The sequence below is a fragment of the Pseudonocardia aurantiaca genome, assembly GCF_039526725.1.
Lineage (GTDB): Bacteria > Actinomycetota > Actinomycetes > Mycobacteriales > Pseudonocardiaceae > Pseudonocardia > Pseudonocardia aurantiaca.
Genome location: NZ_BAAAJG010000010.1, coordinates 280727 through 297756, shown reverse-complemented (window position 1 = coordinate 297756; position 17030 = coordinate 280727). Strand labels below are relative to the sequence as shown.

The following is a 17030-nucleotide window of genomic DNA, read 5'->3' as shown; positions in this document are numbered from 1 at the left end:
GGGACGAGGTGTCCGCTTCGACCGGTCGCCGCTTCACGATCGCGACGAAGCTCAGCGTTGTGATGGGCGCCATGACCGCCGTCCTGGTGGTGGTGTCGGTGGTCCTGTTCGTACAGCTTCAGCAGGTCACCACCACCTACGACAGCCTCCTGGCCTCGGAGGTCCACAGCGGCCTGCAAGCCCGGAAGATGCAGGTGGAGTTCAAGAAGCAGGTCCAGGAGTGGAAGGACATCCTGCTGCGCGGGTTCAATCCCGACGATCTCACCACCTACACCCGCCAGTTCCACCAGGAGAGCGACGTGGTGGACGCCCTCGGCGCAGAGCTGGCGGCGACCACCACTGACGACTCAGTCCGTTCCGAGACCCAGCAGTTCCTCACCGAGCACGCGAATCTCAACCACGCCTACGAGGCCGCGCTCGCGTCCTTCGTGGCCGCCGGGGCGGAGGATCCCCGAGTGCCCGACCGTGCGGTGCGCGGACAGGACCGACCCCCGACCGACCGGATCGACGGCATCGTCAACCGGATCGAGACCACGATCGAGCAGAAGACCGCCGCTCAGCGGTCCGACGTCGTGGCTCGGCAACAAGTGCTGTTCGCCGTGGGCGCCGCCGCGCTGCTGCTCGTGCTCACCATGCTGGGATTCGTGATCGCCGGCATCGTCCGCCCGATCCGGGCGCTCACCCGCGAGGCGTACCGCGCCGCACACGAGGTCCTTCCCGACACGATCGGTGAGATCCGCAGCATGCCGGCCGATGCCGAGCCTCCGCAGGTTCCGCCGATCCAGGTGCGCAGCCACGACGAGCTCGGCGAGTTGGCGGGCGCGCTGACGTCGATCCAGGCCAGCGCGGTGCAGCTCGCAGTGGACCAGCACCGCGCGGAGCGCGCGTCGGCCGAGATGCTGATCAATCTCGGTCGACGCAACCAGGGGCTGCTCAAACGCACCTTGGGTTACATCAGCGAGCTGGAAGCCAACGAGAGGGAACCGGACACGCTGGCGAAGTTGTTCCGGCTCGACCACGCCACGACCCGGATCAGGCGCAACGCCGAGAGCATGCTCGTGCTCGCCGGTGCCGCGCAGACGCGCACGTGGCCTCGCCCGGTACCGATCGCCGAGGCGGTGCGCGCAGCCTTGTCCGAGATCGAGGACTACACCCGCGTCGATCTCCATCACATCGAGGACGCCGCGCTCACCGGTGCCGCCGTGGCGGATCTGGTGCACCTGATCGCCGAGCTGACAGAGAACGCCACCAACTTCTCCCCGCCCTCGACCCGGGTGTCCATCGTCGGCCAGCACATCCCGGACGGTTACCGGACGCGCGTCATCGATCAAGGTGTCGGGATGACCCACGCCGAGCTTGCCGAGGCGAACGGGCGTATCGCGCGCGCCGCCACTGGTCGCGCCGACTCGGCCCTGCTCGGGCTCTACGTGGTCGGCCGACTTGCCGCCCGCCGGGGGGTGGCGGTCGTGCTGGAACCATCGGCCGGCCCGGGCATCACCGCCACGGTCACGTTGCCGACGAACCTGCTCGCCGACCTGGCGGACGCGCCGACCCAGGCCAACGAGCTAGTGGCCCAACCGTCCCGTCAGCCGGTCCCGAAGCACCGCGCCACACCCAGCGACCCCCGGAACGGGCAGGCGGAACCCCTCATACGGGCGGATGGGCTGCCCACGGCCCGCCCCCAAGCCACACAGGCCGCCTTGCCCGGTGCCGCGGCACCAGTGGCTTCACCGACGCTACCGGCTGTTGCGGCAACCACTGAAAGGATTCAGTATGGCATCCGGTCGGAAGGGCCGAGCCGGCCCGATCCCGCTCCGGGCCGTCACCGGGAGGATGGCGCGGTGACGCCGCAGAACGGGGCGCACATTCCGCAGCGGGTCCGGGGCGCGCAACTGCCCGACCTCGGGCCCGGCCCCACAGACGCACCCGCTTTCGACGCTCCGGACCCGAACCAGGTCCTCAGCCAGCTGTCTGCACTGGTCCGCGGCGTCGAGGCCGCCCGGGCCGGTGAGAACGACACGGGCCGCCCCGACGCCGCCATGCGTCAGGAGCCGGAGTCCGATCTGGCCAGGCAGTCGAGCGCCGGCCGGCCTCACCGCTTCGACCCGAAGGAGACGTCGTGACGAACGCCGGCGAGAACCTGCTGAGCGCGGGTGTACGGGACGTGAACTGGCTGCTCGACAAGTTCGTCGCCGACACCGACGGCGTGGAGCGGGCGATCGGGGTGTCCTCTGACGGGCTGCTGATCGCCATCTCCCCGCCGTTGTCCCGAGCCGAGGCCGAGAAGCTGGCCGCGATGATCTCCGGCATGACCAGCCTGGCCCTGAGCGCGTCACGGTTGCTGAGCAAGGGCCCGCTCAGGCAGGTCATCACCGAGTTCGGTGAGGGATTCCTGCTGGTGTCCGCCATTCGGGACGGCTCCTGTCTCGGCATCGTCACATACCCGAACAGCGACCTCGGCCTCGTGGGCTACGCGAGCGCGATGCTTGCCCAGCGCGTCGGGGCGCTGCTCACCCCTGACCTGATCACCGAGCTCAAGACCAGCATGATCCGATGACGCCCCCATCCCACGAGCCGGACGCCGACGACGAGCCCCTGGCCCGTCCGTTCCTCGCCGCATCCGGGCGGCATCCGGTGGAGCCGGCGGACTCCGCCGCGGCGCAAGAGGTACGTCCCTACGTCGTGACCGCCGGCCGGACCCACGGCGGGCCCGACGTGTCGCTCGAGAGCCTGGTCGTCGTCACTCCCGAAGGCCGACACGCCCACGCCTCCTTCGAAGCCGCGCAGGTTCTCCGGTTGTGCGAGCAGCGGCAATCGGTCGCCGAGGTCTCGGCGTACCTGTGCCTGCCCATCGGCGTTGTCCGGGTGCTCGTCGCCGACCTCATCGGAGCCGGTCTGCTCACGGCAACGGCACCGCCGGCGCGCCGTCTCGCCGACGATGTCGACTTCTTGGAAAGGCTTGTACTCGGTGTCAATGCGCTCTGAGCCCTCCCTGCCGCCGCCCGTGCCGGTGAAGATCGTCGTCTCCGGTGGATTCGGGGTCGGCAAGACAACGGCCATTGGCGCTTTGTCGGAAATCGAGCCGCTGACCACCGAGGCGGCCATGACCACCGCCGCCGTCGGCATCGATGACCCGGGCGCCCTCCAGCAGAAGACGACAACCACCGTCGCGCTCGACTTCGGCCGGGTGACCATCGAGTCGAGCATCGTGCTCTACATGTTCGGCACGCCTGGGCAAGACCGTTTCGGGTACATGTGGAACGACATCACCGACGGCGCCCTCGGCGGCCTGGCGCTCGTCGACACCGGCCGGATCGCGGACTCCTTCGTCGCACTGGACTACTTCGAGAGGATCGGGCTCCCGTTCGTTGTCGCGGTGAACCAGTTCGAGGGGCGGGACAACCTGCCGCTGGACCAAGTGCGGGCCGCCACCAACGTCGATCCGGACGTCCCGGTCGTCGCCGTCGACGCCCGCGACCGCGAATCCATGAAACGCCTGGTGCTCACCCTGCTGGATATGCTGCTCAGCCGGGCTCGGGCCAAGCAGCTGGCACCGAGCCGGGCCACCTAGACCGAGACATCTCGCCCGGCGTCTCGATCCGTGAGATCCTGGGCAAGCAGTTGCTTCCGTGACTCCACTTGCCGAACGGTGAAGGAGTAGCGCGGCATGCTCTACTCGATCATCAAGTCGAACACGTATCAGGACTCGTTGAGGCTCATGCAGTTGAGCAACGCGCTCAACGGTACCGCCGGCATCAACCAAGTCTCGGTCATGATGGGTTCGCCGACCAACAAAGAGATCCTCCGGAGTGCCGGGCTCGACACCCCCGAGGTGGACGGCGCCAAGCCGACGGACCTCGTCATCGTGGCCGATGTCGCAGACGCCGCGGTCGGCGAGTCACTGCTCGCGAAGGTGGACGATTTCCTCCGCTACCGGGCGCCGGTATCCGGCCGGTCGGGGTTGCGTTCAGCCCGCTCCCTCGAACGGGCGGTGGGCATGCTCGGCCAAGCCGACCTCGCCCTCGTATCCATTCCCGGACAATACGTGGCGTCCGAGGTGCATCGGCTCCTGGACCGGAATATCCATGCCTTCATCTTCAGCGACAACGTGAGCATCTCCGACGAGGTCGCGCTCAAGCGCAGGGCACGCGAATCCGGACTGCTCGTAATGGGACCTGATTGCGGGACAGGGCGCATCCGCGGGCTTCCGCTGGGCTTCGCCAATGTGGTCCACGACGGGTCGATCGGCCTCGTCGGAGCCTCCGGTACCGGACTGCAAGAGGTCATGGTGCATATCGACCGGCTCGGCGGTGGGGTGTCCCACGCGATCGGCCTCGGCGGGCGTGATCTCAGCCCCGAGGTCGGCGGAATAACCTGCCTACAGGCATTTCGGGCATTGGCTGCCGATGCGGCCACCGACGTCGTCGTACTTGTCAGCAAACCTCCCGCCGCGAGCGTGCGGGACGAGGTGATCGGGGTCGCCGACGAGCTGTCCAAGCCGGTTGTCGCGATTCTGCTCGGGGAACGCGTCGAGGCAGAAGTCGAGGGCAACGTCCATTACGCGCGGACGCTGGAGGAGGCGGCAAGGGTGGCGGTGGAACTGGCGGGCACCCGGTCCTCCCGTCCGGTCGCCCTCTGCCCCGAGCAGCGATGGATCAAGGCTCTCTACACCGGGGGGACCTTGGCGTCGGAGGCCGCCATGTTGCTCGGGGACTCGCTCGGCCTGACCGGGAACACCGAGCACCGCCACGAGGTGATCGACCTCGGCGACGATGTGTACACGCGCGGGCGGCCGCATCCGATGATCGACCCGTCGTTGCGCACCGAGCGCATGGCCGCCGTCTTCGACGACCCGGAGAACGCGGTCCTCCTCCTGGACGTGGTGCTCGGTCACGGGGCCGACCCGGATCCGGCCGGGGCGCTCGCCGCCGTCATCGTCGACGGCCTGGCCAGGGTCCACGCCGACGGCCGGGATCTCGCCGTGGTGGCATCGGTGTGCGGCACCGAGGAGGACCCGCAGTGCTCGAGTGCACAGACGCTGATCCTGGAACAGGCGGGCGTCGCGGTGCTGCCCAGCAATGCCGCCGCGGTCCGTCACGCCGCGGCGATCGTGCGGCGACGTGACGCATCGACGGTCTCCATGCCGGCCACACCCGAGCCGATCCGTCGGCTGCTGTCGGAATCGCCGCGGATCGTCAACATCGGTCTGCGTGAGTTCGCCGATCCCTTACTCCGCCTGGGTGCGCAGGTCGTCCACTACGACTGGAGGCCCGTCGCCGGTGGCGATCCCAAGCTCCAGGCACTCCTCGACGCCCTGAGTTGAACGGAGACCCGTCATGGCGACATACAGTTCAATCGACCAGGCGAATGCAGCGGTCGCCCAGAGGATCATCGACGCGCAACCACGACTCGTGGACGTGGTACCGGCGAAGACCGTCATTCCCGCATTGGAGGGACGACTCATTCTGCACGCCGGCCCACCGATTGCATTCGAGGACATGCCGGACCCGGTGCAGGGCGCAGCCATCGGGGCGACACTGTTCGAAGGCTGGGCACAGGACGAGGAGTCGGCACGTCGGATGTGCTCCGAAGAGATTCAGTTCGCCCCGAACAACGACTTCCGCGCAGTCGGGGCGATGGGCGGCATCCTGACCGGAAGCATCCCCGTGTTCGTCGTGGACAACGCCACGGACGGCAACCGCGCCTACACGAGCATGCACGAGGGCGAGGGCAAGGTCCTGCGCTTCGGCGTGTACGACCAGGCCGTGGGTGACCACCTGGTATGGATGCGCGACGTCCTCGGCGCCGGCCTCTCGGAAGCACTGAAGTTGTTCCCCGACGGCGGACTGGCGGTGAACCCCATTCTGGCGCAGGCGGTCACCATGGGGGACGACTTCCACGTGCGCATCACGGCCGCATCGAGCCTGATGTTCCGAGAGCTCGCGCCGAAGCTCGTGCGGGTCGGGATGCCTCAGGAACAAATCGAATCAGTACTGGACTTCCTCGCCGGAAACGTCAACTTCTTCCTCACCCTCGGGATGGCATCCGGAAAGGCGACCCTGGACGCCGCAGCCACGGTCAATGCGGGCAGCGTCGTCACCTGCATGACGCGAAACGGCCGGGAGTTCGCGATCCGGGTGAGCGGACTCGGCGACCGATGGTTCACCGGACCCGAGGAGGAACTGGACACGCTGTACTTCCCCGGGTTCACCGACGCCGATGCGTGCCCGGACACCGGCGACAGCGCCATCGTGGAGGCCTATGGCTTCGGTGGCCTGGTGTCGGTCGCGGCTCCGGCCGTGCAGCAGATGGTCGGCACGGGCGAGGGCGGCTTCGCCGAAGCTCTTGCCACCAGCGAGGAGCAGGCGGAGATCGTCGTCACCCACAACCCGAACATGCCGATCCCGAACTGGGACTTCAAGGGTGTGCCCGTGGGAATCGACATCCGCAAGGTCGTGTCGACCGGAATCGCTCCCTTGATCACCACGGCCGTCATGCACAAGGAGGCTGGAATCGGGATGGTCGGGATCGGGAAGGTCCGGGCCTCGATGCCGTGCTTCACATCGGCCCTCGAGGCCCTCGCCGACGCTCGAGGCATCACGCCGACAGCCTGATGTCGACGCACGAACAGGACCGGATCAGGAGCCGACCTGTCTGACCGCGCTCAACCCGCGCTCGGCTCCTGGTCTGGGATCGCCACTCGATGGGCCGCCGGCAGCGCATCCCACCAGCGGCGCGCCAGCGCGGCGTGTGCGTCAGGGGTGATCGCGCCGTGGATGCGCAACCGGGCCAGCCCCCCGTCGGGGTAGACGTCGAGGCGGACGTGGGTGGCCGGACGGGTGTCGTGGACGAGGTAGTGGTGGCGGGTGTCGGGCTGCACCCGGGTGCGGGGGACGGCATCCCACCACGACGCGGGGTCGTCGAGGTCGGCCTTCTCCTCAGATGGACAGCCGGACATGGGTCCAGCGACGCCGGTCGGCCACGGGGTAGGAGTTGGCGGTGTCCCCGCGGGCCTCGGTCTTCGCGACGAGGGTCTCCCAGCCGGCCTGACGGAGCTCCTCGGGCGAGGGGTAGCCCTCCACGGATGTGGCCTCGATCGACACGTGCGGCGGGTAGTTCCCCCGGAAGTACGCGGTGTCGACGACCACCCCGTGCACCACGCCCGCCGCGCCCAGCCGGACCACGGCCTCGTCGTGCCCGGGCTCCCGGCGCCGGCGGGTCTCCCAGCCGTCGTAGACCTTGCCCTTGTGCCCGAAGCTCTCCGTCGAGAACGTCGGCGGCTCCGGGCGGATGAGATTCTCCCGCTCGGCGAACAGCTCGTCGTTGGCCCAGACCACGCTGCCTCCGAGGGTCCGCGAGGCGAGGTCGGGCAGCTCGGTGAACGCAGCGCCGATCGTCATGTCAGGCTCCTCCCCGGGTGAGCAACTCACACGCACTTTCTCAGCGACTCGCGCGCATTTTCCAGCGACTCGCGGAAGGTTTTCCCGCAGTCACCCGCGAGTCGCGCCATAAATGCGCGCGAGTCGCTGGATTCGGGCGCGGACCACCTCGCGCACCGCCGGACATCGGCGGCCGGGGCCAACCGGCGCCTCGCCGACGACCACCCGCATCGCGCTCAGTCCAGCAGCGCGATCGCGGTCGGGGCGTGGGCGCCGGTGGTGGCCAGCTCCTCGAACTCGGTGATGGCGTCGATCTCGGTGCCCATCGAGATGTTCGTGACCCGCTCCAGGATCACCTCGACGACCACCGGCACGCTGTACTCGGCCATCAGCTTCTTGGCATCCTCGAGCGCGCCGAGCAGCGCGTCGGGCTCGATCACCCGGATCGCCTTGCAGCCCAGGCCCTCGGCCACCTTGACGTGATCGACCCCGTATCCGCCCACCTCGGGGGAGTTGACGTTGTCGAAGGCCAGCTGTACGCAGTAGTCCATGTCGAAGCCACGCTGCGACTGCCGGATCAGGCCCAGGTAGGCGTTGTTCACCACGACGTGGATGTAGGGCAGGTTGAACTGTGCCCCGACCGCCAGCTCCTCGAGCATGAACTGGAAGTCGTAGTCGCCGGACAGCGCCACCACGGTGGCGTCCGGGTCGGCGACACACACGCCGAGCGCAGCCGGGGCCGTCCAGCCCAGCGGGCCCGCCTGGCCGCAGTTGATCCAGTGCCGCGGTGCGTAGACGTGCAGGAACTGGGCCGCGGCGATCTGGGAGAGCCCGATCGTGCTGACGTAGCGGACGTCCCGGCCGAAGGCCCGGTTCATCTCCTCGTACACCCGCTGCGGCTTGATCGGCACGTCGTCGAAGTGGGTGCGCCGCTGCATCGTTCGCCGCCGCTCCCGGCACGAGGCCACCCACTCGCCGCGGTCGGGCAGCCGCCCGGCCGCCCGCCGCTCGCGCGCCGCGGTGACGAACAGCTCCAACGCCGCACGAGCGTCGGAGACGATGCCGTAGTCGGGGGCGAACACCCGGCCGATCTGGGTGGGCTCGATGTCGACGTGCACGAACGTCCGCCCGGCCCGGTAGACGTCGAGCCCGCCGGTGTGCCGGTTGGCCCACCGGTTGCCGATGCCGAGCACGAAGTCCGAGGCCAGCATCGTGGCGTTGCCGTAGCGGTGCGCGGTCTGCAGCCCGGCCATGCCGGCCATCAGCCGGTGGTCGTCCGGGATCGTGCCCCAGCCCATCAGCGTCGGCACGACCGGCACATCGAGGATCTCCGCGAGCTCGACCAGCTGCTCGGCGGCGTCGGCGTTGACGATCCCGCCGCCCGCGACGATCAGCGGCCGCTCGGCCCGGTCGAGCATGTCGAGGGCCTTGTCGATCTGCGCCCGGGTCGCGGCGGGCCGGTGGACCGGCAGCGGCGCGTAGGTGTCCGGGTCGAAGTCGATCTCGGCGAGCTGCACGTCGAACGGCAGGTCGATCAGCACCGGACCCGGCCGGCCGGACCGCATCAGGTGGAACGCCTGCGCGAACACGCCCGGCACCTGGGCCGGTTCGAGCACGGTCATCGCCATCTTGGTGACGGGCGCGGCGATGGCGGCGATGTCGACGGCCTGGAAGTCCTCCTTGTGCAGCCGCGCCACCGGCGCCTGCCCGGTGATGCACAGGATGGGGATCGAGTCGGCCCCGGCCGAGTACAGCCCGGTGATCATGTCGGTGCCGGCGGGACCGGACGTGCCGACGCAGACGCCGATGTTGCCGGCGGCGGCGCGGGTGTAGCCCTCGGCCATGTGCGAGGCCCCCTCGACGTGGCGCGCGAGCACGTGGTCGATGGCGCCGTGCCGACGCATCGCCGCGTAGAACGGGTTGATCGCCGCGCCGGGCAGGCCGAACGCGTGGCGCACTCCCTCGCGGTCGAGGATCGCGACGGCTGCGTCGATGGCGCTCATCCGAGGCATGGGCGTGCTCCTTCTCAGCTGGGAGGGCCGGACGACCGGCCGGAGAGCCGCTCGACGAGCGTGAGCAGCGCGGAGTGGTCGAGGCCGCCGTCGCCCTGCGCCTTCAGCGACGCCATGAGCTGGGCGACGAGCGCCCCGAGGGGGATCACCACACCGGCCTCGCGGGCGGCGGCGGTGAGGATGCCGAGGTCCTTGTCGTGCAGTTCGACGCGGAAACCGGGGGTGAAGTCGCGGGCGAGCATGGCGTGCCCCTTGCGGTCGAGCACCGTGCTGCCGGCCAGCCCGCCTGCGAGCACCTGCAATGCCGCGTCGGTGTCCACACCGTGGGCCTCGAGGAACACGATCGCCTCGGCGACGAGCTCGATGTTGCCGGCCACGATGAGCTGGTTGGCGGCCTTGACGGTCTGCCCGGCGCCATGCGGGCCGACGTGCACGATCGTGCGCCCGACGGCGTCCAGGATCGGCCGGGCGTCCTCGACGTCGGCGGCGTCGCCGCCCACCATGATCGAGAGCGTGCCCTCCACCGCGCCCGGCTCGCCGCCGCTCACCGGGGCGTCGACGACCCGGATGCCGCGGTCGCGGCCGGCCTCGGCCAGCCGGCGGGCGATGTCGGGGCGGATCGTGCTGGCGTCGATGTGCAAGGTGCCTTCGCGGGCGTTCGCGTAGATCCCGTCCTCGCCCAGCGCCACCGCCTCGACGTCCGGGGAGTCGGGCAGCATGGTGATCACGACGTCGGCCTCGCGGACCGCTTCGGCCACGCTGCCGGCGGCGTGCCCGCCCGCGTCCTGCAGCCGGCGGATCGGATCGGGGCTGCGGTTGTACCCGACGACGTCGTAGCCGGCCTTGATCAGGTTGGCGGCCATCGGACCACCCATGATCCCGAGCCCGATGACGGCGACCTTGGCGCTCGACGGGGTCATGCGCTTCTCCTCTCGCGGGGCAGCCAGTCGAACGCGTCGGCGCTGGCGCCGGACGGCTTGTACTCGCATGCGACCCAGCCGCTGTAGCCGGCGCGCTCCAGGCCGCTCAGCCAGCGGTCCAGCGGCAACTCACCGGTGCCCGGCTCGTTGCGACCGGGTGCGTCGGCGATCTGGACGTGCCCGACGTTGCTGGTGTAGGCGGCGATGGCCGCGTCCACGTCGTCACCGTTGACGGCCAGGTGGTAGAGGTCGCACAGGAACGCGACGTTCGCGCCGCCAGCGGCCCGCACCCGGTCGACGACCGCGACGGCGTCGGCGGCGGTACGCAGCGGGTAGGGCTTCGGGCCGCTTACCGGCTCGACCAGCACGGTCGCACCGATCCGGGCGACGGTCGCGGCCGCGTCGACCAGGTTCTGGGTGGCGAGCTCGTCCTGTTCCTGCGGGCTGGCGTCCTCGACCCGGTTGCCGTAGAGCGCGTTGAACGCGCCGACGCCGAGCCGCTCACCGATGTCCGCGGCGACGGCGAGGCTGTCGCGGAACTCGCCGGAGCGCTTCGGCAGCGACAGCACACCGAGGTCCGGGCCGGCCAGGTCACCGGCGAAGAAGTTGAGGCCGACGACCTGCACCCCGGCGTCGCGGACCGCGGAGACGAACGCGTCGACCTCGCGGTCGGCGGGCACCGGCTGCTCGGGCCACGGCCACCAGAACTCGACGGCATCGAAGACGGCCCGGCGAGCGGCTGCCGGACGCTCGAGGAGCGGCAGTTCGGTGAACAGGATCGAGCAGTTCACCGCGTACCTCAGCTGATGGGACATCCTCATCTGCGGCCCCCGCACTCAAGTCCCGGTGACGTGCTCGGGGCGGATCGGCACCCGGGTCAGCGCCCGGCCCGTCGCCTGCCGGATCGCCGCGGCGACCGCTGGACCGGACGAGATCGTGGGCGGCTCCCCGACCCCGCGCAGCCCGTACGGGGCGTGTGGGTCGGGGTACTCCAGGATCTCGATCCGCATCGGAGGCATGTCCAGGATCGTGGGGATCAGGTAGTCGGTGAACGACGGGTTCCGGATCTCCCCGCCCTTCACCAGGATCTCCTCCATCACCGCCAGGCCAAGGCCCTGCGCAGTGCCGCCCTGGATCTGCCCGATCACAGCCTCCGGGTTGATCGCCTTCCCGACGTCCTGCGTGCACGCCAGCTCGACGACCTTGACCAGGCCCAGCTCGACGTCGACGTCGACCACCGCGCGGTGGGCGGCGAACGCGTATTGCACGTGTGCGAAGCCCTGCCCGGTCTCGGGGTCGACCGGCTCGGTGGGCCGGTGCCGCCACTCGACGGTCTCCTCGATCGCCTCGTCGCCGAGGACGTCGGCGAGTGAGGAGAGCACGCCGTGCCGGTCGCTGACCACCTTGCCGCCCTCCAGTCGCAGGTCGGCAGCGGCGCGGCCGAGCCGCTGCCGGGCCAGGCCGAAGAGCCGTTCCCGGACCTGCTCGCAGGCCGCCTTGACCGCGCCGCCGGTCATGTAGGTCTGCCGCGACGCCGAGGTCGAGCCGCCGGAACCGACACTCGTGTCCTTGGGGTGCACCATGACGTCGTCCACCCCGAGCTCGGTGCGGCAGATCTGCTGCTCGACGGTGACCAGCCCCTGCCCGACCTCGGCCGCCGCTGTGTGCACGGTGACCGCGGGCCGGCCGTCGACCACCTCGAGGCGGACCCGGGCGGTGGAGTAGTCGTCGTAGCCCTCGGAGAACCCGACGTTCTTGTAGCCGACCGCGTATCCGACCCCGCGCCGGACGCCCTCGCCGTGGGTGGTGTTGCCGACGCCGCCGGGCAGGTCGCGCAGGTCCACCGGGGCGTGGGCGTCCCGCTCCGGTGGCAGCGGCATCGCCTGCAGCCGGCGGCGAGGCCGATCGCGATCATCGGGGACACGGCGGTGAAGGTGACGCCCTGCAGCAGGGGCAGCCGCACCCCGACCTTCCAGAAGCCGACCGACTGGATGATCGACGCGATGCCGCAGGTGAAGAGGTCAGCGTTGATCAGGTGCACCAGCTGCTGGTCGGTGAGGCCGATGGCTCCCGCCAGCAGGATCGGCACGATGACCGCCCCGGCGTAGAAGGCCAGCACATGCTGGGCGCCGTACACCGCCAGCTTGCCGGGAGGCAGGAGCTCGTCGACCGGATGGTTGCGTCTGCGGCGCGGAGTCGGCGCGCTGACCGATCGACCCATTGTGTCACCTCGAGGATTGGACGTTTCAAGACTTCCAATGCGGAAAATCGGACGTCAGCGGGCCGGAATTCTCAATGCCAGCGCACGCACAACGGGCACGCTGCAATAGGGGAGTGTCTCCACCGAGACGTCGACCGCCTTGGTCTCATCGAACGCCCTGCTGTGCCCGCTCGAAGAGCCGCCGGCCCGTTGCCAGGAACTCGTACCTGCCGACCATGCCATCCCCACCTCGTCCGGGTGCAGGTCAGACTCACGATCGCAGCTCAGGCTCGGAGTCATCGTCACCCTCAGCAGGTGAAACAGCGGATCGGGCGGCGCTGCCCGATGACGGCGTGGGAGTTCCCGACTTCGCGGTGCGCTCGGTGTGGCCATCGGCGAAGGGATCGATGTGTTCGATAGGCACGCCCTCGTCGGAGATCAGGGACACGAAGCCCCTGCCGGAAATCCGGCAGTGAAGGGGACACCGCCCCCACGACAGAGCCACCCGCGAGGGAGGCGAGACACACCACCGGCGAGTTCTCCGCTCTCAACCGCGTGCGCCCAGCGGCGCCGGCGTCCAGGGCCTCCGGCCGCTTCGCGGTCGGGCTTCGCCCGAGCCCGGACCCCGGCACGTCGGCTTGGCGCGCCCTGAACCAAAGACCGGGTGCAAGTCCTTCGGGCCGAACCGGCTCTTGTCGCCAGGGCAACAAAGGTATAAACATTAGGTGATCCTGCAGTGTTGCCGGACAGAAGGGCGCCCCCCATGAGGCTGAGGTTGCGTGGCGCAGGGCTCGTCGTCTTACCGCTCACACTCGCCCTCGCGGCCTGCGGAGCCCCGCCGACGGCGAGTAGCGGCTCCGAGGCCGGGGCGGCGGCGAACGGCTGGAACGAGGTATACGACGCCATCGACGGTCTGACCGGCGAGGCGCGAACCCAGAAACTCGTCGAATTGGCGAAGGCGGACGGCGGCATCGTCCGCAACTACAGCAGCATGAACGGCGACGAGGGCGGCGCTCTCACCGACGCGTTCACCCAGAAGTACGGCATCCGTGTCGACTTCTACCGGGCGTCGGCCCAGGGCATCATCCAGCGCGTCACCGAGGAGGTCCGGGCGGGCTACGCCAACGGCGCGGACGTCATCGCCTCCAACGGGACGGAGCTGATCCAGTTCGACCGCCAGGGCATCCTGGAGCCGATACGCGACAGCCCGGTCGTCGCGGAGTACCCGCCGGAGGCCGTCGAGCACAACGGTGCCTGGGTCTGGACCTACGTCAACTACTACACCCCGGTCTGGAACACCAACCTCGTGAGCCCGAGCGAGGCGCCCAAGGACTGGATGCAGGTGCTGACCAACTTCGGCAACGGTCGCTGCGTGCTGGAGGCCAAGAGCTATGACTGGCTGGCCGCCCTGGTCGGCTACCTCGGCAAGACGCAGGGCATGTCCGAGGACCAGGCGATCCAGACCGTCAAGAAGGCCGCGAGCGGCTGCAAGGCCGCCATCTCCGGCAACAGCCTGGTGACCAACATGGTTGCATCCGGCGAGTACGACATCGTCCTCGCCTCGTACCACATCAATGCCCGGCAGGGGAAGGCCGACGGCGCGCCCATGGATTGGTTCGCCCCGCCGGCGACGGTGTTCGCCCGGCCCAATGGCGTGGCCGTCTCGGCCACCGCGCCCAACCCGGCGGGCGCTCTGCTGTTCGCGGAGTTCATGCTCAGCGACGAGGGCGCGGGCGTCATCGCCAAGTACGACCGCACGGTCGCGAACCCCAATGTGACCGAGGGCGCCCTCGCGCCGGGCTACGAGGTCTACCCGATCGACCTGGAGTCCGTCATCGACGAGGCCGACAAGTGGCAGGCCCTCTACCAGGAACTCGACGGGCTCACCGCGGGCGGCTGCGTCGAGGGCTGCTAGGGCGTGTCCGGCGGATCTTCGTCCGCGATAGCCGCGCCCAGGCGGCCCCTGTCGACACCGCCGGATCGCCCGGATACGCCCGGTATGAGGGCGATCCGGCGGCGCCGCCAGGAACCACCTGCATCACGGCTCTCATCGAACAAGATCCACCGGACACGCCCTAGGCCCACGTCTCGTCCCGTTCCCGGCACCACCGCATCCCGATCCATCCCCAAAGGTGAGGACTTCGACGTGGCGGTCAGTTTCGCAGGGCTCGTCCTGCCAGGGCTCGGACCGGGCTCGGTCGGGCTGGTCACCGGTGGGTCCGGCGGAATCGGCTCGGCGGTCACCGAACAACTCCTGCACATGGGGGGCTCGGTCGGGGTGATGAGCCGATCGGAGCGCCGGCTCAAGGAGTTCGCCGACGGCCTCGGCGACCCGCCCGGGCTGCGGGTCAGCCCGGGCGACATCACGAACGAGAACGACGTGGAGCGGGCCGTGGGCGGCCTGGTGGACGAGTTCGGCCGGATCGACTACCTGGTCAACCTGGCTGCCGTCGCCGACGGCGGGGCCACCCTCGCGACCCTCGACATGGCTACGGCCAGGCATGTGCTGGATGTCAACGTGATCGGGACCCTGCTGCCCTGCAAGGTCGCGGCCCGGCACATGCGGGCCCGCGGTCGCGGCCGCATCGCCAACGTGGCCAGCGCGGCGGCCGCCAGGGCCCGCGAGGACGGCACGATCTACGGCCCCTCGAAGGCCGCGGTGCTGCGCCTGACCGTGCAGCTCGGCGTCGAGCTCGGCCCGCACGGGATCACCGTCAACTGCGTGAGCCCCGGCCAGACCCCGTCGATCCTGCGCGCCACCGGCGAGGAGGGCGGGACCGCGCCGGTGGTCACCGGTGGCTCTGCCGCCTCGAGCGCCGCCCGCATCCCGCGCCGCAGGCGCGGGGAGTTCGCCGACTACGTCGGCCCGATCCTGTTCTTCTGCTCCGACCTCGTCGACTACACCACCGGCACCAACCTCGACGTCGATGGTGGCACCCACGGCCGCCGCTGAACGCCCGCAGCGCAGGCCCACGTCACACGAAGCCAAGGAGATGAGCTCGATGACCGCACCTTTGCCGATCGACGACTTCCGACCTCGCGCGCCGGAGATCATTCCTGGCTTCAAATACCCGGCCCATCGCTACCCGGCGTACCTGCGGGCCGAGCGCACTGACGACCTCGACGAGCTGATGCCGATCGCCCGGACCCACGTACGCAGCCGCTACGGACGCTCCGGTCTGGGCGACATCCAGCCAGACGACAAGCTGCTCATCATCACCTACCCGCACCAGAACGAGATCGTGTTCGAGGCGATTCGCCGCGCCATGCTCGAGGAAGGCGCCGAGCGGGTGGACCGCATCGACATGGCCGACCTCGGCGTCCCGACGAAGGATTACAGCGCGGCCGACGGCTGGCGCGAGATCACCGACCGGCTGCGCCCCATGGTCGAAGAGTCGGTGGAGTTCAACCTCTCGGCCGCCGCGCTGAAGCGCTACCTGGAGGACCGGCCGGACTACACCGCGGTGTACGCGGGCGAGGCCGGCCGCCGGCACTGGAAACGGGCCGCAGGCAAAAAGGTCCGCAACAACTGGCTCTTCGGGACCTACGAGGACTTCATCTCCCGCGCCCACAGCTGGCCGGACGAGCTGTGGCGCCAGGTCGACATCCGGGTCGTCGAACAGCTCGACGACGCCGCCGAGGTGCGGATCACCAGTCCGGAGGGCACGGACATCGGCTGGAAGGTCACCGAGCACCAGAGCGAGCTGTGGCAGAAGGGCGCCTGGCAGTCCGGCCACATCATGGCCTCCACGATCCAGGGCATCCGGTTCGCGCACCCGGTCGAGACGTTCGAGCGCGAGGCGGAGATCCTCTTCCCCACGCTGAACGGCGTCGTCGGCGGCACCAGCAACCACACGGGGTACTTCCCGCACATCCAGGTGCACGTCGAAGGCGGGATGATCAGCAGGATCGAGGGCGGCGGCCGCTACGGCGAGCTGTGGCGCGAGGTCGTGGACCGGTACAAGGACGTGAAGTACCCGGGCTTCCCGTACAAGGGCTGGGCGTACTTCAACGACTCCTCGATCGGCACCAACCCCAAGAGCTACCGCCACATCGAGCACATCTGGTCCTACACCGACTCCTGGACCAACCTGCCCGAGCGCGCGATGGCCGGGGTCATCCACTTCGGCTTCGGCGCCGAGCACTGGGACCAGGACTTCCTGAAGTTCGCCAAGGAGCATCGCCTGCCGACGATGCATTTCCCGCACGTGCACAACCTCATGTGCACCTATTCCGTGCGCAAGCGCTCGACCGGCGAGTGGCAGGACGTGATCCGCGACGGCCGGCTCACCGCGCTCGACGACCCGGACGTCGTCCGGCTGGCGTCCTCGCTCGGCGGCCCGCATCTGCTGGAGTACGACTGGATCCCGGCGCTCCCCGGCATCAACCACCCCGGCGACTACCGGACGGACTACGCGAACGACCCGGTCGCCTGGATCACCCGCGAGCAGCGCGGCGAGTTCGTCGACAGCGTCCAGAAGGCCCTGCGTGGCGAGCCGAGCGCCTGAGGCTCCCGGTC

Annotated in this window: 14 protein-coding genes and 2 pseudogenes; 9 read left to right on the top strand and 7 right to left on the bottom strand. The window is 69.6% G+C overall.

The window, feature by feature from the left end:
- The first annotated feature begins 71 nt into the window (after positions 1 to 71).
- The 6 genes from ABD143_RS17075 (at position 72) to ABD143_RS17050 (ending at position 6614) form a co-directional block, all read left to right on the top strand.
- A complete protein-coding gene (locus tag ABD143_RS17075) occupies positions 72 to 2123 on the top strand; it encodes a sensor histidine kinase (RefSeq protein WP_343978745.1) in 2052 nt (683 codons plus the stop codon).
- Complete coding sequence (locus ABD143_RS17070) at positions 2120 to 2557, top strand: roadblock/LC7 domain-containing protein (protein WP_343978742.1); 438 nt, start codon at positions 2120 to 2122, stop codon at positions 2555 to 2557. The genes ABD143_RS17075 and ABD143_RS17070 overlap by 4 nt, the downstream gene beginning before the upstream one ends.
- Positions 2554 to 2985 carry a DUF742 domain-containing protein gene (locus ABD143_RS17065; RefSeq protein WP_343978739.1) on the top strand — a complete coding sequence of 144 codons (432 nt, stop codon included), beginning with the start codon at positions 2554 to 2556 and terminating at the stop codon, positions 2983 to 2985. The genes ABD143_RS17070 and ABD143_RS17065 overlap by 4 nt, the downstream gene beginning before the upstream one ends.
- A complete protein-coding gene (locus tag ABD143_RS17060; protein WP_343978736.1) occupies positions 2975 to 3571 on the top strand; it encodes a GTP-binding protein in 597 nt (198 codons plus the stop codon). The genes ABD143_RS17065 and ABD143_RS17060 overlap by 11 nt, the downstream gene beginning before the upstream one ends.
- Before the next feature lie 96 nt (positions 3572 to 3667).
- Positions 3668 to 5323: an acyl-CoA synthetase FdrA gene (gene fdrA / locus ABD143_RS17055; RefSeq protein ID WP_343978733.1), complete on the top strand. Its 1656-nt coding sequence runs from the start codon at positions 3668 to 3670 to the stop codon at positions 5321 to 5323.
- 13 nt (positions 5324 to 5336) lie between these two features.
- Positions 5337 to 6614, top strand: coding sequence for a YlbE family protein (locus ABD143_RS17050; protein WP_343978730.1), 1278 nt, complete (start codon positions 5337 to 5339; stop codon positions 6612 to 6614).
- 50 nt (positions 6615 to 6664) lie between these two features.
- Here ABD143_RS17050 and ABD143_RS17045 read toward each other — a convergent pair whose 3' ends face one another.
- The 7 genes and pseudogenes from ABD143_RS17045 to ABD143_RS17015 form a co-directional block, all read right to left on the bottom strand.
- Entirely contained in the window at positions 6665 to 6958 is a 294-nt protein-coding gene (locus ABD143_RS17045) for a hypothetical protein (RefSeq protein ID WP_343978727.1), read from the bottom strand.
- Entirely contained in the window at positions 6939 to 7400 is a 462-nt protein-coding gene (locus ABD143_RS17040) for a hypothetical protein (RefSeq protein ID WP_343978724.1), read from the bottom strand. Before ABD143_RS17040 ends, ABD143_RS17045 begins: the two co-directional genes overlap by 20 nt.
- A 215-nt stretch (positions 7401 to 7615) precedes the next feature.
- Positions 7616 to 9391, bottom strand: a complete 1776-nt coding sequence (gene gcl / locus ABD143_RS17035) for a glyoxylate carboligase (RefSeq protein WP_343978720.1) — start codon at positions 9389 to 9391, stop codon at positions 7616 to 7618.
- 14 nt (positions 9392 to 9405) lie between these two features.
- Positions 9406 to 10311: a 2-hydroxy-3-oxopropionate reductase gene (locus ABD143_RS17030; RefSeq protein ID WP_343978717.1), complete on the bottom strand. Its 906-nt coding sequence runs from the start codon at positions 10309 to 10311 to the stop codon at positions 9406 to 9408.
- A complete protein-coding gene (locus ABD143_RS17025; RefSeq protein WP_343978714.1) occupies positions 10308 to 11126 on the bottom strand; it encodes a hydroxypyruvate isomerase family protein in 819 nt (272 codons plus the stop codon). The genes ABD143_RS17030 and ABD143_RS17025 overlap by 4 nt, the downstream gene beginning before the upstream one ends.
- Before the next feature lie 21 nt (positions 11127 to 11147).
- Positions 11148 to 12203: pseudogene (locus tag ABD143_RS17020) on the bottom strand (xanthine dehydrogenase family protein molybdopterin-binding subunit); the annotation flags it as partial.
- Between the two features lie 62 nt (positions 12204 to 12265).
- Positions 12266 to 12532, bottom strand: a pseudogene (locus ABD143_RS17015) (solute carrier family 23 protein); the annotation flags it as partial.
- A gap of 742 nt (positions 12533 to 13274) precedes the next feature.
- On the opposite strand from ABD143_RS17015, the gene ABD143_RS17010 reads away from it, so the two are divergent.
- The 3 genes from ABD143_RS17010 (at position 13275) to ABD143_RS17000 (ending at position 17019) form a co-directional block, all read left to right on the top strand.
- The gene (locus ABD143_RS17010; RefSeq protein WP_343978711.1) at positions 13275 to 14426 is read left to right on the top strand and encodes an ABC transporter substrate-binding protein; all 1152 of its coding nucleotides are present in this window, start codon (positions 13275 to 13277) and stop codon (positions 14424 to 14426) included.
- 231 nt (positions 14427 to 14657) lie between these two features.
- A complete protein-coding gene (locus tag ABD143_RS17005; protein ID WP_343978708.1) occupies positions 14658 to 15464 on the top strand; it encodes an SDR family NAD(P)-dependent oxidoreductase in 807 nt (268 codons plus the stop codon).
- 49 nt (positions 15465 to 15513) lie between these two features.
- Positions 15514 to 17019 (top strand): hypothetical protein, encoded by a 1506-nt coding sequence (locus ABD143_RS17000; protein ID WP_343978705.1) that lies wholly within the window; start codon positions 15514 to 15516, stop codon positions 17017 to 17019.
- Positions 17020 to 17030 lie beyond the last annotated feature (11 nt).